This window comes from Kitasatospora sp. NPDC088346 (genome assembly GCF_044740765.1).
Classification (GTDB): Bacteria; Actinomycetota; Actinomycetes; order Streptomycetales; family Streptomycetaceae; genus Kitasatospora.
Genome location: NZ_JBIURH010000023.1, coordinates 38,382 through 60,359, shown reverse-complemented (window position 1 = coordinate 60,359; position 21,978 = coordinate 38,382). Strand labels below are relative to the sequence as shown.

27 protein-coding genes are annotated in these 21,978 nt (G+C 70.7%); 24 read left to right on the top strand and 3 right to left on the bottom strand.

All coding sequences use genetic code 11. The features are described 5' to 3' along the window. Positions 1 to 40 precede the first annotated feature (40 nt). The 20 genes from ACIOFR_RS25820 (at position 41) to ACIOFR_RS25725 (ending at position 15,530) form a co-directional block, all read left to right on the top strand. Positions 41 to 1,297, top strand: coding sequence for a hypothetical protein (locus ACIOFR_RS25820; protein ID WP_401001286.1), 1,257 nt, complete (start codon positions 41 to 43; stop codon positions 1,295 to 1,297). Positions 1,298 to 1,772: 475 nt separating this feature from the next. After that, entirely contained in the window at positions 1,773 to 2,618 is an 846-nt protein-coding gene (locus ACIOFR_RS25815; RefSeq protein ID WP_401001284.1) for a hypothetical protein, read from the top strand. Beyond that, a complete protein-coding gene (locus ACIOFR_RS25810) occupies positions 2,615 to 3,517 on the top strand; it encodes a hypothetical protein (RefSeq protein ID WP_401001282.1) in 903 nt (300 codons plus the stop codon). The genes ACIOFR_RS25815 and ACIOFR_RS25810 overlap by 4 nt, the downstream gene beginning before the upstream one ends. Beyond that, positions 3,514 to 4,446: a hypothetical protein gene (locus ACIOFR_RS25805; RefSeq protein ID WP_401001280.1), complete on the top strand. Its 933-nt coding sequence runs from the start codon at positions 3,514 to 3,516 to the stop codon at positions 4,444 to 4,446. Before ACIOFR_RS25810 ends, ACIOFR_RS25805 begins: the two co-directional genes overlap by 4 nt. After that, positions 4,443 to 4,814: a hypothetical protein gene (locus tag ACIOFR_RS25800; RefSeq protein ID WP_401001278.1), complete on the top strand. Its 372-nt coding sequence runs from the start codon at positions 4,443 to 4,445 to the stop codon at positions 4,812 to 4,814. Before ACIOFR_RS25805 ends, ACIOFR_RS25800 begins: the two co-directional genes overlap by 4 nt. Beyond that, positions 4,811 to 5,311, top strand: a complete 501-nt coding sequence (locus ACIOFR_RS25795) for a 6-pyruvoyl trahydropterin synthase family protein (RefSeq protein WP_401001277.1) — start codon at positions 4,811 to 4,813, stop codon at positions 5,309 to 5,311. Before ACIOFR_RS25800 ends, ACIOFR_RS25795 begins: the two co-directional genes overlap by 4 nt. After that, complete coding sequence (locus ACIOFR_RS25790; protein WP_401001276.1) at positions 5,308 to 6,039, top strand: 7-carboxy-7-deazaguanine synthase QueE; 732 nt, start codon at positions 5,308 to 5,310, stop codon at positions 6,037 to 6,039. Before ACIOFR_RS25795 ends, ACIOFR_RS25790 begins: the two co-directional genes overlap by 4 nt. Continuing rightward, entirely contained in the window at positions 6,036 to 6,638 is a 603-nt protein-coding gene (folE, locus tag ACIOFR_RS25785) for a GTP cyclohydrolase I (RefSeq protein WP_401001275.1), read from the top strand. The genes ACIOFR_RS25790 and folE overlap by 4 nt, the downstream gene beginning before the upstream one ends. Before the next feature lie 105 nt (positions 6,639 to 6,743). Then, entirely contained in the window at positions 6,744 to 7,217 is a 474-nt protein-coding gene (locus tag ACIOFR_RS25780; protein ID WP_401001274.1) for a hypothetical protein, read from the top strand. 424 nt (positions 7,218 to 7,641) lie between these two features. Beyond that, a complete protein-coding gene (locus ACIOFR_RS25775) occupies positions 7,642 to 8,226 on the top strand; it encodes a hypothetical protein (RefSeq protein ID WP_401001273.1) in 585 nt (194 codons plus the stop codon). Positions 8,227 to 8,328: 102 nt separating this feature from the next. After that, complete coding sequence (locus tag ACIOFR_RS25770) at positions 8,329 to 9,405, top strand: hypothetical protein (protein WP_401001272.1); 1,077 nt, start codon at positions 8,329 to 8,331, stop codon at positions 9,403 to 9,405. A gap of 290 nt (positions 9,406 to 9,695) precedes the next feature. Further along, positions 9,696 to 10,154, top strand: coding sequence for a hypothetical protein (locus tag ACIOFR_RS25765; RefSeq protein ID WP_401001270.1), 459 nt, complete (start codon positions 9,696 to 9,698; stop codon positions 10,152 to 10,154). A gap of 125 nt (positions 10,155 to 10,279) precedes the next feature. Beyond that, positions 10,280 to 11,182, top strand: a complete 903-nt coding sequence (locus ACIOFR_RS25760) for a LysM peptidoglycan-binding domain-containing protein (protein WP_401001268.1) — start codon at positions 10,280 to 10,282, stop codon at positions 11,180 to 11,182. Positions 11,183 to 11,401: 219 nt separating this feature from the next. Further along, positions 11,402 to 12,007, top strand: coding sequence for a hypothetical protein (locus tag ACIOFR_RS25755; protein ID WP_401001266.1), 606 nt, complete (start codon positions 11,402 to 11,404; stop codon positions 12,005 to 12,007). A gap of 398 nt (positions 12,008 to 12,405) precedes the next feature. Continuing rightward, a complete protein-coding gene (locus ACIOFR_RS25750) occupies positions 12,406 to 12,774 on the top strand; it encodes an HU family DNA-binding protein (RefSeq protein ID WP_401001265.1) in 369 nt (122 codons plus the stop codon). Further along, the gene (locus ACIOFR_RS25745; RefSeq protein ID WP_401001263.1) at positions 12,771 to 13,220 is read left to right on the top strand and encodes a hypothetical protein; all 450 of its coding nucleotides are present in this window, start codon (positions 12,771 to 12,773) and stop codon (positions 13,218 to 13,220) included. The genes ACIOFR_RS25750 and ACIOFR_RS25745 overlap by 4 nt, the downstream gene beginning before the upstream one ends. A gap of 94 nt (positions 13,221 to 13,314) precedes the next feature. Beyond that, on the top strand, positions 13,315 to 14,046 hold the full coding sequence (locus tag ACIOFR_RS25740; protein WP_401001261.1) for a PP2C family protein-serine/threonine phosphatase: 732 nt from the start codon (positions 13,315 to 13,317) through the stop codon (positions 14,044 to 14,046). Positions 14,047 to 14,182: 136 nt separating this feature from the next. Further along, positions 14,183 to 14,740, top strand: coding sequence for a 3'-5' exoribonuclease domain-containing protein (locus tag ACIOFR_RS25735; protein WP_401001259.1), 558 nt, complete (start codon positions 14,183 to 14,185; stop codon positions 14,738 to 14,740). Then, complete coding sequence (locus ACIOFR_RS25730) at positions 14,737 to 15,117, top strand: single-stranded DNA-binding protein (RefSeq protein WP_401001257.1); 381 nt, start codon at positions 14,737 to 14,739, stop codon at positions 15,115 to 15,117. Before ACIOFR_RS25735 ends, ACIOFR_RS25730 begins: the two co-directional genes overlap by 4 nt. Positions 15,118 to 15,221: 104 nt before the next feature. Next, on the top strand, positions 15,222 to 15,530 hold the full coding sequence (locus tag ACIOFR_RS25725) for a hypothetical protein (RefSeq protein WP_401001255.1): 309 nt from the start codon (positions 15,222 to 15,224) through the stop codon (positions 15,528 to 15,530). A 29-nt stretch (positions 15,531 to 15,559) separates the two neighbouring features. Here the strand turns inward: ACIOFR_RS25725 and ACIOFR_RS25720 are convergent, their stop codons facing one another. Then, positions 15,560 to 15,853 (bottom strand): DUF6087 family protein, encoded by a 294-nt coding sequence (locus ACIOFR_RS25720; protein ID WP_401001254.1) that lies wholly within the window; start codon positions 15,851 to 15,853, stop codon positions 15,560 to 15,562. Positions 15,854 to 16,194: 341 nt separating this feature from the next. Here ACIOFR_RS25720 and ACIOFR_RS25715 point away from each other — a divergent pair, with 341 nt between their 5' ends. The 4 genes from ACIOFR_RS25715 to ACIOFR_RS25700 all read left to right on the top strand — a co-directional run bounded on the left by ACIOFR_RS25715 (position 16,195) and on the right by ACIOFR_RS25700 (position 19,427). Then, positions 16,195 to 17,232, top strand: a complete 1,038-nt coding sequence (locus tag ACIOFR_RS25715; protein WP_401001253.1) for a DUF932 domain-containing protein — start codon at positions 16,195 to 16,197, stop codon at positions 17,230 to 17,232. Positions 17,233 to 17,336: 104 nt separating this feature from the next. Continuing rightward, positions 17,337 to 17,912 (top strand): DUF4192 family protein, encoded by a 576-nt coding sequence (locus ACIOFR_RS25710; RefSeq protein WP_401001251.1) that lies wholly within the window; start codon positions 17,337 to 17,339, stop codon positions 17,910 to 17,912. Between the two features lie 149 nt (positions 17,913 to 18,061). After that, on the top strand, positions 18,062 to 18,664 hold the full coding sequence (locus tag ACIOFR_RS25705; RefSeq protein WP_401001249.1) for a hypothetical protein: 603 nt from the start codon (positions 18,062 to 18,064) through the stop codon (positions 18,662 to 18,664). A gap of 178 nt (positions 18,665 to 18,842) precedes the next feature. Then, a complete protein-coding gene (locus ACIOFR_RS25700) occupies positions 18,843 to 19,427 on the top strand; it encodes a hypothetical protein (protein ID WP_401001248.1) in 585 nt (194 codons plus the stop codon). A gap of 313 nt (positions 19,428 to 19,740) precedes the next feature. On the opposite strand, the gene ACIOFR_RS25695 is transcribed toward ACIOFR_RS25700, so the two are convergent. Next, complete coding sequence (locus tag ACIOFR_RS25695; protein WP_401001246.1) at positions 19,741 to 20,379, bottom strand: hypothetical protein; 639 nt, start codon at positions 20,377 to 20,379, stop codon at positions 19,741 to 19,743. Between the two features lie 48 nt (positions 20,380 to 20,427). Next, positions 20,428 to 21,954 (bottom strand): class I SAM-dependent DNA methyltransferase, encoded by a 1,527-nt coding sequence (locus ACIOFR_RS25690; RefSeq protein WP_401001245.1) that lies wholly within the window; start codon positions 21,952 to 21,954, stop codon positions 20,428 to 20,430. Positions 21,955 to 21,978: the final 24 nt, after the last annotated feature.

The following is a 21,978-nucleotide window of genomic DNA, read 5'->3' as shown; positions in this document are numbered from 1 at the left end:
CTGGCCGGCCTGCCCACCTTCGGGAATCACCTTGGACCCCTTGCTCATCCAGCGTGCCCGCGAACTCGCAGCCGCTGCCACCGCCATTGGCCCCCGCACGCTGCCCTGCCGCTGCGGCGCCCCCCGCCACGTCCACCGGGGCAGGAAGCGCTCCGGCGGCCACGCCCCTACAGGATGCGGAAGGTACCGCCGCGACCCGGCGGACGTCCTGCGGGAGCGTGCCCAGGCCGGACCCGGGCGCAGCCTCGGACAGGACCTCGCCGAGTACGACCGCACGCGCCGGCGTAGCCGCCGCGCTCCCCGGCGGAAAGGGCACTGGTCGATCGGGGCCTCCGACACCACGTCCTGCCGCAGGGCTGTCTGGTACCGGGAGAACCCGCCCCCCGGCTACACCCCGGCGCCAACCGACCGGCGCGCGGCGACCGCCGGGATCCTCATCCACGACTCGGTTGCCGCACGGCGCCGCGCGCTCTATCCGTGGCGGCTGTACGAGCAGCGCGTCACCCTGCCGGGACTCGACCGGCCGAGCCGCTACGACGAGTACGACCCGATCACCGGCATCCTGTACGACTTCAAGACCGCCGGGGACTGGCAGTGGTCCCAGGTCGGCGAGAACGGCCCGGCCGAGGAGGTCTGGGACCAGGCGCAGCTGTACGCCCTCGCCCTGGTCTTGGCAGGCGAGTTGGTCCGGGAGGTGCGGATCATCTACTTCGAGCGCAAGAGCGGTGCGGACGAGGAGTTCGCGAGGCCCTACGACGAGAGCGCGGCCAGGCGCGCGCTGGCCAGGCTGACCGCCATCGCCACGGCCCTCGACCTCGGCACCGAGCTGCCCCGCGACCGATCCGGCCCGAGCAACGACCCGATCTGCCGGCGGTACTGCCCAGCCCGCATCCACTGCTGGAACATGGCCGGCGCGGAGAAGGCAGGCCGGTCCCCGGAGTCCTACACGCTCATCGCCGACAAAGCCGACATCGAGTGGGCGTTGGCGGATTACGACCGGCACCGGGCCGCGAAGTCCGACGCTGACAAGCAGCAGTCCATCGCCAAGACCCTGCTGGAGGGCGTGCCCTACGGCACCTACGGCGAGTACGAGTACGTCCGGACGGGCGGGCGTCTCAAGGACCCGGAGCCGGACCTGACGGCCCGGGTGCGGCAGCTGGAGGCGTTCTGGGACAACCCGCCGGGTGAGCGTCCGTTGCTCGCAGAGCTGGACTACCCGACGAAGCAGGGCCGGACCGGCGGCCGCGATGAGGTCCGGCGTGTCCGGGCGGCGAAGCGCGGCAGCAAGGGCACGTAAGAACGCCAAACGCGGCGCGCGCGGTCGGGCCTCTGCGGCCTGGCCCGTACACCCCCTGCCGGCACCTGCCGCCCCGGCCCGCCGCGACCAAGCCCATCGCCATTCCTAACGTCCGTAACCAACAGTTGAGTTGAAAGGAACGTTGTCCTCATGACCAGCCCCGAGCCTGTGGGTGATGCGCAGTCCTCCCCATGGTTCGCGTCCCAGCCCGCCCTGTCACCCGTACCGCCCGGCGCTGCGGTCGTTGTCCCCGTGCGCGCGCCCACCGCGACGGCCAACAGCGCGCGCGACGCCGGCACGCCGATCTACGACGGACTCGTGGCGGCTTTCGGAGACCCGTTCAGTCGCCTGGGTCCCACCCGGGCGGGCCTGGCCCGCCCCGCAGCGGGCACCACGGAGCGGTGAACCCTCACAGGCAGTCAGATACTTCGCTCGACGCGACCTAACAGGTGGAGGCCGCCTAGGTTCCCCGCTCATGGCTGCCCCTCGCTACATCGACTACATGCCGCTGGACGACATCCGGCCCGCCGAACGCAACCCCAAGGGGCACGACAACGGCGGGCTGGATGCGTCCGTAGATCAGTTCGACTTCACCGAGCCGGGCCTTCTCGACGAGCGCACCGGCCGCCTCGTTGCTGGCCATGGCCGGTACGACGCTCTCGCCCGCCGCCGAAACGCGGACAAGCCCGCGCCGGACGGCGTCGTGGTCAGCGGTGACGGGACGTGGACCGTCCCGGTGGTGCGCGGCTGGGCATCCCGGGACGACGCACACGCCGAGGCGTACCTGATCGCCTCCAACCACCTGACCACCAAGGGCGGCTGGGACGACGCGGACCTGGCGGACATGCTGAGCGGCCTGGAGGATCTCGACGCTGACCTGTTCGCCGCCACCGGCTTCGACCGCGGGCAGCTCGACGCTCTTCTCGCGGATCTGGAAACCGATGGGGCGGAGGACGAGACCGGCGTTCAGGAGAGCCCGGACGAGTCGCCGGAAGAGCCCGCCCGTGGTGACCTGCTCGCCCTGGCCGGCGTGACGGTCGGCGAACCCGAGCACCAGGTCGAGAAGGGTCAGGTGTGGGAGCTGGGCGAACACCGCCTCGTGGTCGCCGAGGTCTTCGACGGTTGGCCGGCCTGGTCGCCCCTGCTCATCGAGGACAGCCTCTTCCTGCCCTACCCGACCCCGCTGGCGCCGTTCGCCGACCGTGCGGCGGGGCGGCGGCTGGTGATGGTGCAGCCCGAGCGGTACCTGGCCGGTCACCTCCTCGACAAGTGGGCGCGGATCAGCGGGCAGGAGCCCGTTCTCGTGGACGACGAGTCGTGACGGCGGTCCTGCCGACCGCGGGGGGCACCTTCGACCCGGCCGAGCGGCCGATCTACTTCACGGCTGGCGGAGGGGAGTACAACGCCGGCCCGTACGTGCTGACCGCGGTCAACGAGCTGATGGGCGATGCCGAGGAGCGGCGGTTGCGCGGCCTCCTGGATGCCGGGAACCGAGTGCTCCTGGACTCGGGGATCTTCTGGCTGACCAACCGGCACCGGCGCGCCCACGGGGTGTCGATGGACGAGGTCCTGGCGCTGCCGCCCGAGAACATCGACGGGTTCGAGGAGCTGCGAGAGCGGTACGTCTACCTTGCTCGGACATACGAGGACCGGCTGTGGGGGTACATCGAGCTGGACCAGGGCGGCCTGGTCCACAAGCGTGCGCAGCGTGCCAGCCTCCAGGAGCTTGGCCTGTCGCCGATCCCGGTCTACCACCCGCTGGTGGACGGCTGGGACTACTTCGATGAGCTGGCCTCGCAGTACGACCGGATCTGCGTCGGCAACATTGTCCAGGCGTCGGCGCCGGTCAGGCTGCGGATCCTGCACACGCTCTGGGAGCGCCGCCGCGCTTATCCACACCTGTGGATGCACGCGCTCGGCCTGACCGCCAACGAATGGTGCCTACCCCTCGCGCCGGACTCCTGCGACTCCTCGTCCTGGCTGGCGCCGCTGCGCTGGAACCACCAGCGCATCGAGACCGCCATGCTGCGCCGGGTCGGCAACCTGCCCGCCGGCTTCCGCTACGCCCCCGGCGACACCACCTCCTACGAGGCCGCCGCCCGTATCTGCGCGGATGCCGCCGCCGCCCTCGGGCGCAGCTGGCACCACGCCGCGCACCGCATGGAGGACCTGACCGGTCCGACGCCCGCGCGCACTGACCAGGAAGGGGCGCTGCGATGACCGCCCGCGCCAAGAAGACTGCGGTGAGGAAGACCGGCGGTGGCGCCTTCGACCCGGCCAACCGGCACATCTACTTCGCCGCGGGCGACTCCGAGCACTACCCGTCGTACGTGCTGCTCGCCACCAACGACCTCCTGACCGCCGGCCACGAACGCCGACTGGTCGAGCTGCTGGATGCCGGCCACAAGGTGCTCCTCGACTCGGGGATCTTCTGGCTGACCAACCAGTACAAGCGAGCGAACCCGGGCGTCTCCATGGACGAGGCGCTGCGCCTGGCACCCGAGCAGATCGACGGCTTCGAGAACCTGTACACCCGGTACGTCGAGCTCGTACAACGGCACGGCGACCGCCTGTGGGGCTACATCGAGCTGGACCAGGGCGGCCGCGACAACAAGATCCGCACCCGGGGCCGACTGGAATCCGAAGGGCTCGCGCCGATCCCGGTCTATCACCCGTTGGTGGACGGCTGGGACTACTTCGACGAGCTGGCCTCGCAGTACGACCGGATCTGCTTCGGGAACGTCGTGCAGGCCCCGGCGCCGGTCAGGCTGCGCCTGTTGCACACCCTGTGGGAGCGGCACCGCCGGTACCCCGACCTGTGGGTGCACGTCCTCGGCCTGACTGTGAACGAGTGGTGCCTGGCCGTGCCGCCGGACTCCTGCGACTCCTCCACCTGGCTCGGCCCTCTGCGTTGGCCCGACGTCCGCGTCGACTCCGCGCTGCTGCGCAAGGTCGGAGTCATCGACCGCGGGTTCAGCTACGACCTCGACCAGCCGGCACACCCGACACGAGGCCGCACGGCCTGCTGCCTCATGTGCGCGCAGACCGTCGAGGCCACCACCACCGTGTGGAGCCTCGCGCGGACCACCAGGGAGCAGCTGCTCGGCCAGCAGCCCTACCCGCCCATCACCGAGAAGGAGACATCATGATCACGCCCCCCGGCGCGGCGGCCGCGACCGTGTGGGCGGAGGTCCGGCTGCCGGGCTTCCACCACTGGCCGGCCGCTCCCGAGCACCGCGCCTACCTGCGCGCCCGGCACCGCCACCTGTTCCACATCCGCGCCGCCGTCCACGTCGGCCACGACGACCGCGACACCGAGTTCCACGACCTCGCCGACCACATCCGCGCCTGGTGGGGCCCCGGCGACCGCGAGTGCGGCCCCGCCTCCTGCGAGGCGCTGGCCCGCACCCTTGCCGAGCGCCTGACCGCGATGGGCCTGCGCCTGGACGAGGTGGCCGTCTCCGAGGACGGAGAGGCCGGCGCCGTCATCCGCCTGCCGAAGGAGGACACGGCGTGAGCGACAACAGCGCCCTCACCGTGCGGCACGCCGTCACCGTCCGGCACAACTTCGAGACCGCCCACCGGCTCCCGCACCTCGCCGGGAAGTGCGAGAACCTGCACGGCCACAGCTGGTGGGCCGAGATCACCGTCACCTCGCCCAACCTTGCGGCCGGCACCGTCGTGGAGTTCGGAGGGTTCAAGCGAGCCCTGCGCGAGTGGATCGACACGTTCCTCGACCACGGCACCATGCTCGGCCACACCGACCCGCTCGCGCCCATCCTCGCCGGACACGGCAGCAAGCTGTTCCGCTTCGGCGCCGACGACCCGACCGAGCAAGAGCAGCACGCCACCGACCTCGGCTGGCCGAGCGTCGAAGCCGTCGCCGAGCTCCTGAGCCGGGTCGCCACCGACGCCCTGCACACCCTGCCCAGGGCCGCCGGCGCCGTCGTCTCCCACGTACGCGTGTCCGAGACCGCGGTCAACGCCGCCTCGTGGACGGCGGCGCAGCAGTGAGCGCACTCGTCCTGCCGGCCAGCCTGCCCGTGGTGGAGAAGTTCGGCCCCACCGTGCAAGGAGAGGGACCCTCCGCAGGCAGGCTGGCCCTCTTCCTGCGCCTCGGGGGCTGCAACCTGACCTGCAGCTGGTGCGACACCCCGTACTCCTGGGACGGCAAGCGGTTCGACCTGCGCAAGGAGATTGCCCGCGTGCCGGTGATCGACCTTGCGGAGTGGGCCGCTGAGCACCCGCACGCCATCATCGTGATGACCGGCGGCGAGACCCTGCTGCACCAGGGCACCGACGCCTGGCGCTCCTGGATGGCCGTGCTGCGCCACACCACCCGCCGCGTCGAGATCGAGACCAACGGCACGATCGCGCCGAAGCCCGTCAGCCTCGGCGTACCGCGGATGACGTTCAACGTGAGCCCCAAGCTCGCGAACTCCGGCGTCGCGGAGGACCGGCGGATCGTCCCCGACGCTCTGGAGGCGTTCGCGGACCTCAGCCACCGGGACCGGGCCCGCTTCAAGTTCGTGGCCACCGGCCCGGACGACCTCGAGGAGGTCGTCGCTCTGGTCGACCGCTTCCGCATCCCCCCGCACGCCGTGTGGGTGATGCCCGAAGGAACGACCGCCAAGCGCACCATCGACGTGGCGCGCTCCCTGGCCGAGCACGTGATCGGCCGCAACTGGAACCTGTCGATGCGGCAGCACGTGCTGCTGTGGCCTGGAGAGCGCAACCGATGACCACCACTACCCCTGTTCCCGAAGGCGTGGACCTGGCCGACGCCACTGCTCACGCCGCCGGCCTGCTCGCAGCCCTCGGCATCCCGTGCGACAGCGAGTCCACGGCCGACACGCCTCGCCGGATGGCCCGGGCGCTCGCCGAGCTGACCGCGGGCGTCCACCTCGATCCCGCTCGTCACCTGAAGGTCACCTTCCCGCCCGAGGACGAACGGCCGGGCATCATCGCCGCCGTCGACGTGCCGTTCGTCGCGCTGTGCGAACACCACGTCCTGCCGTTCCCCGGCCGGGCCACGGTCGCCTACCTGCCCGCGCCAGGGGCCCGCATCGTGGGTCTGTCCAAGCTCGCCCGTCTCGCCCAGGAGTACGCGGCGCGGCCGCAGGTACAGGAACGGCTCGGCCGGCAGGTGGTCGACGCCCTGGTCGGCAGCCTGGATGTCCAAGGCGCGGCGTGCCTGATCCGCTCCCAGCACGCCTGCATGACGCTGCGAGGCGCCCGCGCACACGACGCGGCGATGGTCACCACGCACCTGTCCGGCGTGATGGACACCGAGCCCGCCCGTCGCGCCGAAGTCCTCGCCCTGATGCCCTCACCGTCCTGAGTCAGTAGGGGAGTTGTGCCCAAGGTCCGTGTCCGCAGTGGAGGATGGCAGAGCCAGGTCGGGACCGCGAATCCCGGCCGCCTACAGGTCAAGGAGACCACCACCATGATGTTGCTGACCGTTCCCCTCGAGGTCCCCGCGACCGCCATCCGAGTCGGCGATCTGCGCGCCCAGCTTGAGCAGATGCCGGGCGACTACCTTGTCGTCGCCGACCACCACGACCCCGAGGGTGAGAGCCGCACCCTCCTGGGCTGGCCGGTGAAGGCCCCGGTGCGCGACGAGTCCGGCCGACGCGTCCCCGTTGTCGCGCTTCCGCAGCTCCACGCCTCAGACACCGCCGCGATGCGCGTCTCGTTCCTGCACGGCCGCTTGGCGGACCTGCCCGCCGATGCCCTGCTGGTGGTCCTCTGGGAGACCGCTGACGGGCCCCGGCAGTCCACCATCGGCTGGCCGGTGGAGACGGACTACGTGGACGAGGTGTCGGGTGTCAGCGTGCGCGCGGTGGCGCTGCCCCAGGTCGTCAGCGGCGCTACTGGCTACGCGTACGACGAGCTCGTCTACAACCTCGGCTGGGAGTAGAAGCCCCGCAGCTGCGCCCGGCACCACGTGGTGCCGGGCGCAGCCGTGTCCGGACTGTCGAGCCACACCAGACGAGGAACTCGTGAACGACGAACTCTCTCCCGCTAATGCTGTTGAGCCCGGCGGCTGCGCGTACTGCGGACTCCCGGAGCGCGGGCATGCCCGCCAGTGGACGGAGCGTGGCCGCTGGCACGCCTGGACCCACCCAAGCCAGGAACAGGTCGCTGCCCGTCTGTGCCAGCGTCGGGCTGGCCGCTTCGGCCGGACGGGCTGACCACCGAGAGCCCATCCTGACGGCTCTCCTGGGGCCCGTGCTGGGCGCGGCCGTCAGAGCGCCCTTGACCGGCCCTTCGACGTACGGTCCCCCACTGTGGATACCTCTCGCTCCGGCCGCCCCGGCCGCCGCCCAGCCCTCGAACCGGAGGTGGAGAAGAGGCTGCTCGACGCCGTCCGGGCCGGCGTGCCGGTGAGTGACGCGGCGCCGATGGCCGGCGTGCACGCCAGCACCGTGTACCGGTGGCTGGAGCGGGGGGAGCAGGAGCAGCAGCGTATCGAGGGCGGGCAGCGGGCGAGGGCGGGGGAGCGGCAGTTTCGCGAGTTTCGCGACAGGTTCATGCGCGCGCGTAGCGAGGGCAAGGCGCAGCTGGTGCTGCTGGTGCGGAAGGCCGCGCAGGGCGGCCACGTGCTTCGGGAGCGGACCCGGATGGTGCGCGACCCGGAGTCCGGCCAGCAGGTGGTTCAGACGGAGCGGGACTTCGCGCAGCCGGACTGGCGCGCGGCGCAGTTCCTGCTCGCCTGCCTCGCGCCGGAGACGTTCGGCCGCGCGGCGCAGGCTCGCATCGAGCTGGCGCCGGCGGGCGGAGGCGAGCTGCCAGTTGCGAGCGGGGCTGGCGAGGACATCGACCGCCTGTCGGCCCGGCTCGCGCAGATCCGCGAGGAGTTCGCCGCAGAGCTGGAGGAGGACGCGCAGGTCGTCGACGCCGAGCTCATTGAAGGCCCCGAGTCCTGAATCGCCAAGTCTCCTGCCATATAGGGCTGTTGTCCTGATTCGGCCCCGTTGGTGAGTGTGGGAGACGTCGGGCCGCCGGGCCCGGGGGGTGGAGGGGTCGAGATGGCCAGCAAGGACGTGATCGTCGGCCGCATGGTGGCCGAGGCGGCGGAGCGGGTGGAGTGGGAGATGCAGACCGCAGACCGCATCCTGCGCCGCATGGGACTCGGGCTGCTGCCCCAGCAGGCGATCGAGGGCGGCGCCATGATCGCTGCTGGGTCTCCTGGTGACTTGGGCGTGCACGAGATCAGGAACATGACGACCCTGTCGGCGATGTGGAGGCTGTGGGGCCGGGAGAAGTGCGTGTATGCCGTGCACCCCGACATGGGATCCGAACTCCAGAGCTACGCGGTCGGCATGATGGCCGGAGGTGTGTTCCGCCGGCTGCGGCGACCGAACAACCCCATGCTCGTCCTCGCCGAGCCATGGCCGTGCGTGGCGCTGGACGGCGGGCCTGGCCTGCTGTTGGCCGTGATGCTGTGCGGACGGGTGCAGGACAGCACCCTGCTGTGCCACACCACCGACCCGCGCATGGGCGAGCTGACTGCCGTGGCGGTGGTCGAGTACCGGAGCGAGGAGCGGCGCACGGTCGGGCTGGACTACCTGTACTGCTCCATCCCGACAGACTCCGAGGCGCGATTCACCGTGCGAGACCTGGCGCTGCGCAACGCGCGCAGGGCGGGCCGCGAGGAGCCGACGGAGTGTGAGGTGAGCTTCATCGGGCACGTTCTGCGGCTCGCCATGTACCTGTGCTCGTCCAAGGCGGACATTCAGGAGGCCTCCCCGGCCACGTCGAAGGGCGCGGGCAAGGGCAAGAGCGCCAAACGTGACCAGCAGCGCTCCTGGAAGAAGCCCGACCGGTTCCTGCGATTGGGGTGGCGGTTGGGCCCTGCCCTCAAGGCGGCCCGTGTCCGGGCCCAGCAGGACCGAAAGGGCCCCAGGCCAGCGCCTACAGGGAGCAGCGGGCGGGGCGGCTGGCGACTGCCCCCTCATCAGCGCAGCGGGCACCTGAAGACCGTATGGTGCGGCCCGGGCCGTACCGTCGCGGACTCCGCGCTGGTCGAGCCCTACTGGGTGTCGGAAGACCTGCTCGACGCTGAGGGGATGGCCCCGGAAGGTGTGGTCCGCTCCCTGCGCTGAGCCCTGTTGTCCGCCCCGGCAGCGGTGGGGACTGTAGTGGGGCCCGTCCGTGCGGGCCCCACTGCGCGCTCTCCCGGACTCACCAGCGACCGGTCCGGGCGCGCGCTGCTGATGCCGTCAGGCCCGGTACCGGAGCAGAAGCCGGCACGGGCGCGGTCATCCCGTGGTTGCCAGCCCCCTTTGCGACGGGGGCGCTTGGAGGAGACAGGTCGAAGACCACCCTGTACGAGCTGCCGCCAGCCCTGGCCGCCCGGCCGGTTGACCCCCGGCGCGGACTGCCGATCCCCGCAGTGAACGAGCGGCCGGACGGCACTGCCGACTACGTGTCCATCGATGGCCCGACCGCACTGTTCCTGGCCATAAAGGGGCGGTGCGGGCTGTGCGCCGAACCGATAGTCGACGTCGCCGCATTCCTCGGCGGCCCCGGCGCAGCGGAGGCCGGCGCCTACAGCGACCCGCCGATGCACGAGGGCTGCGCGGAGGCCGCACTGAAGCTGTGCCCGCACATGGCCCGCCAACACGCCCGCCGCGCCACCGGCTCGCGCGTCCCCGAGGGCTCCGCTGTGCCGGAAGGCTTCTCGGAGGCCAAGCCCGAGGAATGGGTGATGGTGCTGGCCGCCGGCTACGGCACTGGACTGATGCCGGCCGAGGGCGGCGGCACGGTGCCGATCTTCCTACCCGGCAGCTATGAGGGAGTGCGCCGATTCGTCTACGAGGACGGCGTGTTGATCGAGAAGACCGACAGCTGACGGCGCGACCTTAACCCCGGGCCCGGCATAGCTTCCCGGCACACCAACCACCCCACACGGGAGGACATCGTGCCGACCCACCAGAAGAGCAACCGCCGGGCCGCCTGCGGGCGGGAGGCGGGCCGATGAAGCTCGTCTCCCGTGCCGAATGGGGCGCAGCGGCGCCCACCGGCTCCTACGCCGGGATCAGCTCCACCCGGGGCGTGAAGATCCACTACGAGGGCTCCCCGGTGCCCGACACCCTGCTGGGTGACCACGGCCGCTGCGCCGGCCACGTCCGCGCGATCCAGGCCTCGCACATGGCGAACGCGTCCGAGGGCTGGATCGACATCGCGTACTCGTTCGTCGTGTGCCCGCACGGGTCCGTGTTCGAAGGGCGGGGCCTGGGTCGGAAGAACGGCGCCAACGGCAACTCGGCGCTGAACGCCGGCCACTACGCGGTCTGCGCGATGGTCGGCACCTCCGGCATCACCTCCCCCACGGACGCGATGCTTGACGGCCTGGTCGACGCCATCGAGTACTGCCAGGCGTCCGGCGGTGCCGGCAGCGAGGTGCGAGGCCACCGTGACGGGTACGCCACGGACTGCCCCGGCGACGACCTGTACGGCTGGATCCAGCGCGGCGCACCCAGGCCCGCTGATGGCGGAGGCGGCGGGGCAGCGCCGCAGCCCTCGGGCGACGGCGCCGGCATCTACACGGTGCAGCCGGGTGACACGCTCAGCGCGCTCGCCGGGCGGTTCGAGACGAGCGTGACGCAGCTCGTCACCCTCAATGGCATCTCCGACCCCGACCTGATCCAGGTCGGCCAGCAGCTCCAGATTCCGGCCCCGCCGTTCCCGGGCCGCGAGCACTTCGTCCTCGGCGCGCACAGCCCGTACGCCAAGCAGCTGCAGGCCTGGCTTCAGGCCGCCGGCTGGGGTCCCCGTACCGGGTCGGGCCGAGTGAGGACATGGAGGGCCTGGACCTCCAGAAGGTCCAGGCCCTCCATGAGTACTACGTCGGCGACCTGGGGCCGGCGGACGGGCTGACGGGGCCGGTGACCTGGCTGTACGCCTACCAGACCGCTCACGGCCTGCGCAGCCGGTAGGTCGTGGTCAACTCGGCTTTGGGGTGGGCGCTTTGAGTGCCCACCCCGAACCCAAAGTTACCTAGGTCTAGTTATTTGACTCAGGTCAATTCTGTGCGAGGCTGGTACTGCCAGCCGGGGAACGCGAAGCCCCGGCCAAACACCCAGGGAGTACAGCCCCATGACCGACACCCCCGCCACCGAGGCCAACACCCAGAGCGAGACCGGCACCCGCCCGGCCGCCAAGCGCCTCGACAAGCGGACTGTGGTCGCCCTCGGCCTCGCCGCCGCCGGGTTCGTCGCCGGTTCCGTCGTGATGGGCCGCCCGGCCGCCGCCCCGGCCCCGAGCGCCCAGCCCGTCCCGACCAACCTCGTGCCGACCCTGACGGCGGCCCCGGCCCAGCTCAACATCGAGGCTCCAACCCTCCCGGCCCTGCCGACACAGGCCCCGGCCGCCCCCGGCCTGGTTCCGGCCGCCCCGGCCCTGCCGGTGGCGCCCGCCGTCCCGGCCCCGGGCCTCACCCCCGCCCCGGCCGTCGTCACCCAGACGGCCGAGCAGCCCGCCCCCGTCCCGACCGTCACCGTGACCGTCACCCACGTGCAGACCGCCCCCTCCCCGGTGGCGCCCGCCCCGACCGGCGCGCCCACGATCTGCGCGCCCGCCCCGTCGCCCACCGCGACCGCGAGCCCGGCCCCCGTGCTGAGCCCGTCGGCAAGCTCCAGCCCCTCGCCCGCCCCGACCAGCCTGCCGCCCCTGGTGCCTGGCCGCCCGACCCCCAGCCACTGACCGGAACCTGACCGGCCTCGCCCCCGGGCGGGGCCGGTCAGGCCCCACCTCAGGAAGGAACCCGCCATGCGCAGCCCCGCTCTGTTCGTCGGCTCTCTCCTCGCCGGACTGGTGCTCGGCACCATCAGCGGCGCCGCCGTGGCGCGCACCGCCGACGCACCCCACCAGCCGCCCGCCATCCCGGCATCCCGGCATCCCAGCCCGGCTGCGCCACGCCGCCCGGCCCGGCCAAGCCGGTCGTCACCCCACCTCTTCCCGCTCCCAGCCCGGCCCCGGCACCCGTGCCGCACCTGGCCGTGTAGGGACCGCCCCACGCCCCGGGCCGGGCGCCGTGACGACTGAACCGGCGCCCGGCCCGGCACCACACCACACCCGCCCAACCCAGGACAGGAACGCAAATGAAGGTCAACAAGAACACCCTCATCGAGCGCCTCGCTCCCCAGCTCGGAGGCCGGCGCGCCGCCACCGCCGCCGTTGAGGCAGTGCTGGACACCATCGTTCGCGCCGTCGTCGCCGGTGACACAGTCTCTGTCACCGGCTTCGGTGCCTTCGAGCCGGTCGAGCACGCCAGCCGCCTCGCCCGCAATCCCCAGACCGGTGAGAAGGTGAAGGTCCCGGCGCGCCGGGTACCCCGCTTCCGCCCGCACGAGCGCTTCAAGGACCTCGCGGACAGCCGCCGCGCGCTCCCGATGGCCGGCAGCTCCATCCGCAAGGACCCGAAGGGCACCCACGCCGGAGCGCTGGCGTCGGCCCGGGACGCGGCATGAGCCGAAACCTCGCGGACCGCCTGTCCGCCCTCGTCCAGCAGTTCCATCCCGCTCCGCCCACGCCCTACGTGCTGCGCCGCGACATTGACGTGTCCGGGGTTTCTGGTACCGGGACGGTAGCTGAGGGCTGCTACTTCTCGATGGCTGCCGGCTCCGGCGCGGTCACCCGATGGCGAGGCGAGCGGGGCTCTACCGTCGCCTGGGACCGCGGGCAGGACATCGAGGCAATCCACGGGCACGGCGGGGCGACGCGCGTTGTCATCCTGCCGGTCCCGGCGATGCTCGCGGCCCTGTCGTCGGTCGCCTCCCTCGGTGAACAGCGGGGTGAGGACCGGTGGTCGGAAGGCTGGAACGAGGCACTGCGGACGGCTCGCGGACTGATCGAGGCGGCCCTCGGGCCGTACCTGCAAGGCGGCGAGCCGACAGTCAGCCCGCTAGATAATTGACCAGCGTCCAAATAGTTGACCTAAGTCAATTGCGCTGCGAGGCTGGTCCTGCCAGCCGGGGAATGCGAAGCCCCCGCCCACGAGAGGGGGCCCCATGCCCATCCGCAACTACGCCACGGCCCAGGACGTCGGCCTGCGCGCCAACCAGTGCGACGCCACCGCGGTCTCCACCACCCCCGCCGGCGTGCGGGCCTACGTCCTGCTGGACGGCATCGGCGAGAGCGAGGCCGTCCGAAGCTGGGTGCGTGACGCCGCCCGCCGTCTCGCCCGCGCCGCCGCACGCCGAGGCGACGCGGAAGCGGGCCTGCGCGCCGTCTACACCGCCTACGCCACCGAGCGCGCCGACGGCAGTCCCTACGCGCGCCCGCCGAAGGCCGCCGCAGTCGTGGCCGTCACCGCCCCAGGCAAGCCGCTGACCGTGGCCTGGTGCGGGGATTCACGCGCCTACGTCCTGACTCCGCGCGGGACCGTCGAGTGCCTGACCAACGACCACAACGTGCGCCGTGTGTTCGGCGGCAGCCGCAACGTCATCACCTCCTGCCTCGGCTCATCGCTCGGCGATGACGAGGTCAAGGAGCGGTACGGGCACCCGGCGATCGAGTCGATCACCCGCGGCATGGAGCCGTGCCGCCTGCTCCTGACCTCCGATGGGGCGTATGAGCCGCACGAGGACGCCGGGCAGCTCCTGGCCGACCACCTCGTCGGCGCCCCCGGCCAGGTTGCCCGCGTCCTGACCGCCACTGCCGTCCAACGCTCCCTCGCCGCGACCGGGAGCCAGCCGTACGCGGACAACGCCACCGCCTTGGTCGCCGACTTGCTGCCCTGACGTAGCGCCGGGGCAGGGCGCACTACCGCCCTGCCCCGGCCCGCAGCAGTACGGCCAACGGCCAGTACGTGGAGAACCGCACCTGGCCAGCCCGACCACCGCGACCGATATCCACACTGCTATCCCTGGAGGGACCGTGCGGGTCTTCTACAGCGCTCAGTACCTCGACTACAGCGACCGGCTCGCCCTGGTCAGCATCGGCCTGGTCCGCGAGGACGGCGGGACCTACTACGCGGTCAACCGGGGGCTGTCCGCCAGCCATGTCCTCGCGGACCCGTCGCTGCGCACGGCCGCATGGCCCCACCTGCCGACACGCGGTGACCGCCACCTCGACCGCAGTCACCCCGACGTCAAGGTGCGCAGCCGCATCGCCGCAGAGGTCACCGACTTCCTCGCGGCCGTGCCCGACCTCGAACTCTGGTCGTGGCGCGGAGCCCACGCCCATGTCCTGCTCTGCCAGCTGTACGGCACGGAACTGGATCTGCCGGACGCGGTCCCGGACTGGACCAACGACCTACGGCAGGAGGCGCACCGCCTCGGCGTGGATCCGGACGAACTGCCCGACCAGCAGACGCGTCGGCACCACGCCCTGGACGACGCCCGGCACCTGCTGATCCTCGCCCGCTGCTTGGACGCGGCCGCCGTCACAGACGCTGCCGAGCTGGCCGGCCACGCGCCCGGACGGGGCTGGTGACCGTGACCACCCAGACGTTGATTGGCCGCATCACCAAAGGCCCGGAGCTCCACCGGATCCCCGGCAGCCCCGTCCAGAACGTCACGTTCACCCTCGAACAGCGCCCCGCACTCGCCGAGCGCGGCAAGCGACGCGCGGCCGCCGGGCCGCTGCTCCTGCGGTGCATCGCCTGGCGAGGCATGGCCCAGCTGATCGCCGAGACCTTCCGCGCGGGCGACCGAGTGATCGTGATCGGTGCCCTGCAGCAGCGCTCCGGGCGCGCTGCCGGCTCCGCCCCCCACTCGTCCATGGAACTCGAGGTGACCGACATCGGGGCGCTGCTCCACGACGGGATGCCGCTCCGACGCACGGTGCCCACGGCGGGCGAGCCGGACTAACCCGTGGAGGGCGGTGTGGGCGTTGCTCGCACTGCCCTCGGGCGGACTGATAGACATGACGTCGTACCCCGTCCGGGCAGCCGGGCCATCACGCGAGGAGCATCATGAGCGGCAGGAAGCCGGGCACGGCGCTGGCCGGCGCCGCCAAGGCCCTAAAGGAGGCGGTCAAGGCCCTCGAGGAGGCCGGCCTCACCCATGTCGAGATCATGGCGGCCCTGCGCGAGCCGTTGGCCGAGGTCGATTCGACGCTGACCGAGATGCGCAGGCTGCGCCGCGAGGCCGTCGTGGCCGCCTACCCGGACCGAACCCGCACCGTCTATGAGCTGTCCGAGGCGTCGGGGCTGGAGTCCGCCCTGATCACCCGCTACGCGAAGGAAGCCGGCCTGGAGCTGCGCAACCGCAAGCGCGGCTAGTACCCGCCCCCGGGGCGGGCCAGCGCTCGTCACCGCGGCTTCCTGTGGCGGCCGGTGCCCCGCCCGAGGTTCGGCGCCGGCACCGGCCGGACGGTGCCGTCCCCGTCGATCCCGTGCAGCAGGCGCTGCGCCGCCGCGTAGTCGCCAACGACCGACTCCGGCAGCCACTGCACGCCGTCCCACCGCAACACCAGCCGCGGTTCCTCCGGCCGGACGTGCGCGGCGCCCTCGCTGCCGTCCAGCCGCACCACCTTCAAGGCACCTACCTGGCGGCGGGACGCCTCCCGCCGGGCCATCCACGACTCCAGTGGCTCGTCATCCACCAGTCGGGCTCCCTTCCTGCAACGCACCAGCGTGAAGCGCGCGGAGTGCCGGCTCACTGGCCGGGCACCGCGCCGGCGGAGCTCCGCGAGGACCCCGCCGAGTGTGTCAGTCGACAAGCCGTCAGGCCAAGCTGATCAAGGCCCGTCACTCTCCAGTTCCCCCGGCCCTCTCTTCCTCGAGTACGACCACGCCGCCTCCAGCATGCCTGCTGCGAGCCGAAGTTGGGTGTGCCCAAGGGCGCGCCCCAGCATTTAGACTTGAGTCAAGAAAGCGGACGAAAGTCCGAAAGGTTGCCAGTCCGGGCCGCGAACCCGGACCACACCACACAGGAGACCCACCCATGCGACAGAGCGACGTCATCACCGGCCGCGCCGACCTCGGGGCCATCGACAACACCACCGGCGAGGCCGCCTTCTACTCCCACCGCCAGCCCGCCTGGCACGGCCTCGGCACCGTCACCGAGGAGGCCATGACCAGCGAGGAGGTCCTGCACCTCGCCAAGCTGAACTGGCTGGTCGAGAAGCGCCCGCTGCTCTCCATGCACAAGGGCAAGCTCGGCAAGAAGATCCCCAACCGCTTCGGCACCTTCCGCGACGACACGGGTGACTGGCTCGGCGGCCTGGTCGGCAACACCTGGAACCCCATCCAGAACCGCGACGCCTTCGCCTTCCTGGACGAGCTTGTCGGCGGCGGCCACGTCACCTATGAGACTGCCGGGGCCCTCGACGGCGGCCGAGTCGTCTTCATGTCCACCAAGTCGCCGAGCATCACCCTCGACCCCGAGGGCGCGGCCGACCGCATCGACCTCTACACCCTGTTCGCCAACAGTCACGACGGCCGCGCCGCTGCCGTCGCCGTCGAAACCCCGGTCCGGGCCGTCTGCACCAACACCCTCGACCTCGCGGTTGAGGAGGCGGACCGCGTCTGGAAGATCCGCCACACCAAGGACGCGCTGACCGATCTGGAGGAGGCTCGCAAGACCCTCGGCTTCACGGAGCGGTACGCGGCCGCCTTCGAGGCGGAGGCAACCCAGCTCTTCCAGACCGCGATGACCAACCAGGAGTTCGACAAGCTGATTGCCCAGCTGTGGACGCCCCCGGCTGAGGGTGCCCGCAAGAACCTGGTCACGGCACATGAGGAGCGGCGCGACCGCCTGCACCACCTGTTCCGGGAGGCCGACACCCAGGACAACATCCGGGGCACTCGCTGGGCCGCTCTGCAGGCCGTCATCGAGTTCGACGACTACTTCCGCAACGTCAAGGTGCCCGAGGCGCTGAGCGAGCAGGAGCACCGCAACAGCCTGGCGATGACCACCCTGCTGGCCGATCAGAAGAACGACCTCAAGGACCTCGCCAAGTCCATGCTGCTCGCGGCCTGATCGTCCCGGCGGCCGGGGGCGGTGCCCCCGGCCGCCACGGCGCCCACTTCACGTCACCCCAGCCGCGCCGACGACCGGCGCGGCCCTCCGCAGCGAGGAAAGTCATGTCCAGCCACACCCCCAACGTCCCCCATCCTGCCGACGATGGCGCACGCGCCAGCGCCCTCGTTCACGACGTCTTCCACGACTTCGCCGACGAACTGGCCGCCGGCCACGAAGCCATGAAGCGGCGCATGCTGCTCCTCCTCGACTCCGCCTTGGCCAGCGATCACGCCGCTGGCGCTGTCGCGGACCGGGACGTCGCCCGACTGCTCCTCGCCGTCCAGAACGGGCCTGTCTTCGATGCAGCGACCGAGTACTGCGAGGCATCGGAGACGGCCCGAGCGGCTGGTCTGTGGAATCGCGCGATCCGCCTGTGTGTCGGGCGGCACGAGACTCTGGCCGGCGCCCCGTATGCCCTGCTCGGGCTGGCTTTGCTGCTGGACGGCGACAACGCGGGTGCCGCCGCTCTCACCCGCGCGGCTGCCCTGCGCCCGGACCATCCCAGCGCGGAGGCACTCGTGGCGATCCTCGAAATTCACATGACGGGGCAGAGGGCTGGTGTTGACCTCGGCACGGTCGGCCTGATGCGACGGCACCTGCGCTCGGAGAGGGCCCGTCGGCTGCGTGACCGGAGCTGACGGCCGATAAGCCAGGCCGGGCAGGCGCCCATGTGCCTGCCCGGCCCGGCGCGGGCCCGCCCGCGCGCGAGCTGCCCCCGATTCGTCCGGCCTGGGGTGTGCCCAACAACCCTGCCCCCAAATAGACTTGAGTCAACAGCGCCTGGATGATGCGCGCCCTCACCCACCAGGCCCTCGACCTGAACCAGCCGTTCCACACCGTGGAGCTGGCCGAAGCCGCACTCGCGCGGGCCCGCGGCAACGTGGACCGCGGCACTGAGGCTCTGCTGCTGGTGACGGCCGCCCGTGCGTACGGAGCGAGCGACCGGGGCAGAGACGCCGCGCGGGCACTCCTTGCGGCCGAGGACGCCCTGCTCGCCGGAGACGGCATCGTCCCCGGCTACGCCGCCGCCTCCGGTCCCGTCGCCTCGACCGTGGCATCACATACTGGCAGGACCCTGACTGCGATGGGAGACCATCAAGCCGCAGAGCGCCACTACCGAACAGCCATGGTCGGCCGCGTCCCGCAGACGTACCAGCGTGTACGCGGCTTGACCATCGCGAACTTGGCAAAGGCCGTGGCGTCCCAGCGCCGGCATGAGGAGGCCGTGATCCTCTGGAATCAGTGCCTCGACACCATGGACGGCGTGGCGTCGGACCGGAACAGGAGGGAGCTGAAGACGGTGCGCTCAGCCATGGCCGTCTACACCGCGCGAGGAATCCCGGGCGCCGCTGAACTGGCCCAGCGTGTAAGCGAACTCGCCCTTCACTGAAGCGAGGCAACACAGGACAAGCTCCTCGCCTTCTCAATGTCCGTGTGCAGCAGGCTAGTTGATGTGCCCAGCGGTGCACCGTGTTGAGGAGGCTGGGGATTAGCCGGGCACCACCCGGCGGATCCCCAGCCCACGGCCGGCCCGCCCCAAGCGGCCCGGCCCCGAAGAAAAGGCCGCCATGTCCACCCCAACCACACCGGCTCCCGGACCCGCCACCCCCGGCGACCTCCAGACCGCCCGAGACAAGCACCGCCGCAGCGCCGCCGACGAAACCCTTGGCCCGTCCGCCCGCCGCCACCATGAACACGCTGCCTGTGGCTACGACTGGGCGCTCCAGGCGATCGACACCGACCCGGAGGCCGTACACCGACACATGGGCTATGCCGCCGCCTACGCCGAGCAGGCCCGCCACCACGTCGTCTCCAGTCGCCGATGGACCCTCGTCCTGCCCGGCCCCTTCTGCGAGTGGCTGACCCGTAGCGGACAACTCCCGGACGACTACACCGGTGACGAGGCGGACGACCGACTGCTGCTCGCCTACCGCGCCGGCATCAACCACCGCATCGGCCCCGAGGGCGGCTGGACCCGCACGATCCCCGCCTACGACACCCTCGCGATGTGGCGCCTGACCACCATCGCCACGCAGTTCCTCGACAGCTGCGCCACCGGGACCGGCCACTCCTCCTCCGAGCTTCGCGCCGCGAAGGCCCTCACGGACCACCTCGCGGATCTGGCCCACCGCCAGCTCAACGCCGCCAACTGACCTGCGTGCCGGGCCGCCGCCGGCGGCCCGGCACGGAGCCCCAGTGCGCTTACGACACCGCGCAGGCGGCCGCCACCGACCGAAGTCGATACCGCACAGTCGCCGTCGAGACCGCGTTTGAACCTGCGGCGTGGGACGATCGATCCGTGACTCGACTGGTAGACCGTGACCGCTCTCTGGAGGGGCGCGGGCCGGCGTGATCGCAGCGGGGCTTCCAGCCGTCGCGCAGCACCTCGAAGGCATGGTGGTGCACGTCTTGCAGTTCATCCGCGATGCTGACAGTCCGCCGCGAAGACTCCCGGCTGAGTCTTCCTCACCGAATGGTGCTGGTGAGGGCCTCGGCTAGGTGCCGGATCCATGTCACGGCCTCGGCCGTCTCCTGCCTTGTGAGGGGGCGACGCTTGCCAGTGGCTGGGTTGATGTCCGACTCGTGGGCGATTTGGTTGCGGCGCCGGACGATGATGCCGTCGTGGTATGCGACCAACTGTTCCTTGGTGAGGCCAGGGCTATGTCCGGCGTCGTCGAGATGCTTAGCCGCGCGTTGCCACATGGTAGCGGCACTGATGTGATGGAGGAGGAGCGAGAATGCCTCTCCGATTCGGCGGGTGCTCTGGTAGGACTCGTGCCCGAGTCGCTCCTCGAGGACCTCACGGAAGACGTCTTCCATACGCCGCCCCTGGTTGTGGATCTCTTCCACACGACCCCAGGGGATCTCGAAGGCGTTGAACCGCTTGGAGCGGCCCGCAGTGGAGTTCATCGCGATCGCAGTGGCACGCTCGTAGACCTCCTGATGGACCCAGTGGTCGAGGGCGGCAACCGCTTGGACCCACGCAGCGCGATACAAATCCTCTTCCGCCTTCATGTGCTCGCCGACGGCGACCATACGCTCGGCGTATTCGAGGTTGCTGATGAGCTGGCGGAATTGGGGAGTGACAGAACCAAGGGACGGCACGGCGTAAAGCTCCGGGAAGTTGGGCGTTGAGTGGACGAAGAGGTCGGATTAGGGGAGCTGCTGCGCGAGTTCGGCGAACAGCTGCTGGGCCTTCGCTAGATCTTTGGCGATGTCGGCGGCGATCTCGCGAGCCGGGCGCATCGGCGCGAGTCCGGGCTTGGGCCCGGCCTCGAGGTCGTGGAGCTGAAACCTCTGACTGCGGAGGGAGGCGTAGTCGTAGCGGCTGAAGGTGCTTGAGGACGTCCGGGTGTTGGTTGGCTGTCCTGGACGGTAAGCGGCAACGAAGGCGTCCAAGTCGGTAGCGATGGACTCGCGTGTGCTCTGGCGGAGGTCGTAGACCCAGAGCTCCGACGTGGAGGGCGTACCACGAGGGTCGGCATGGATCTTGTTGAAGAAGAGAACGTTGGCCTTGACCGAGCTGAGCTTGCTGCCATTGCGGAAGATCCGATCGGGTAGACGCAGCAGCGTGTGGAGGTCGCAGACATTTGCCAGTTCTTGAAGAATCGCACCAGCGCCACTGCCCTGGAGCATGCCTTCGGGGATGAAGACAGCAGCCCGGGCGTTCCTCGGCATGCCGAAGGCAATGTGCTGCAGGAAGTAGCCCGGCAGCAGTTGGTTGTAGTGCAAGAGATCCAGGCGGTGGATTGGGGGCGGGGTGGTGCTCCGGAACGGCGGGTTGCAGATGACTACGGTGGGCTCGGGAGAGCCGGTGGGTCGGCTGACGATCGCTCCACCGTCAGCCAGAGAGTCAGCCTTCTGGATAGGGGCATTGTCGTTGAAGGGGCGGATCGTGTTGAGAAGGATGTTCATTGTGCCCAGGCGGACCATTTGCGGCCCCCAGTCGGCGCCGCCAATGGCGTCGGGGCCCAGCCGCCCCAAATCAGCCGCGGTAGCCTGCCGGTAAGCAGCGAGCAGCGCGCCACCTGTCCCGGCGGCGGGGTCGAGAACGACGTCAGTGGACCGCACGTCGAGGACGCGTGCGATCGCGGAGAGCAATGGCCGAGGGGTGATGACCTGCCCCATGTCGCGATTCTGGTCGATGTCGTCGGCGCAGAACTCAAGAAGCCTCTCGTATGCCTCACCCAGCGCGGGGAGGTGGCGGGACCACTCCCAGGGCTTGATGACGTCTTGGATCAGGCTGGTGAGCTCGCCGATGTGCTGCTCGTCCCACATCTTGGCATTGCGGAAGATAGCCAGGGTGGTGGAGTGCGCGGGTTGGTCGAGCTTTGCATCCTGCTTGGCCAGCTCGCGAAGGATAATGCCGAGTTGTTTCCGCAGGTCGTCGCCGGCGCGGTCGGCGATGGTGGTCCAACCGTATGCGGGCGGCACGACCGGTGGGTTGGCCGCGCGAAAGCGCTCGGGCAGTTGAGAACGCTCGTGGTCCAGCTTGAGGTAGAGGAGGTAGGTGAAGTGCTCCAGGAAGGTGAGCTTAGTGACCTCGATGTGAGCGAGCTTGTCGTCAAAGAACTTCTCCAGAAGCTTGGCGATCCCGCCGGCGGTCCAGTCGAGATCGGAACCCGGAGCCGCAGGCTCCGAGGTCTGGTCCGAGAAGATGAAGGACTGCTGCTCTGCCATGCCCACCCTGTCTATCGGATCATC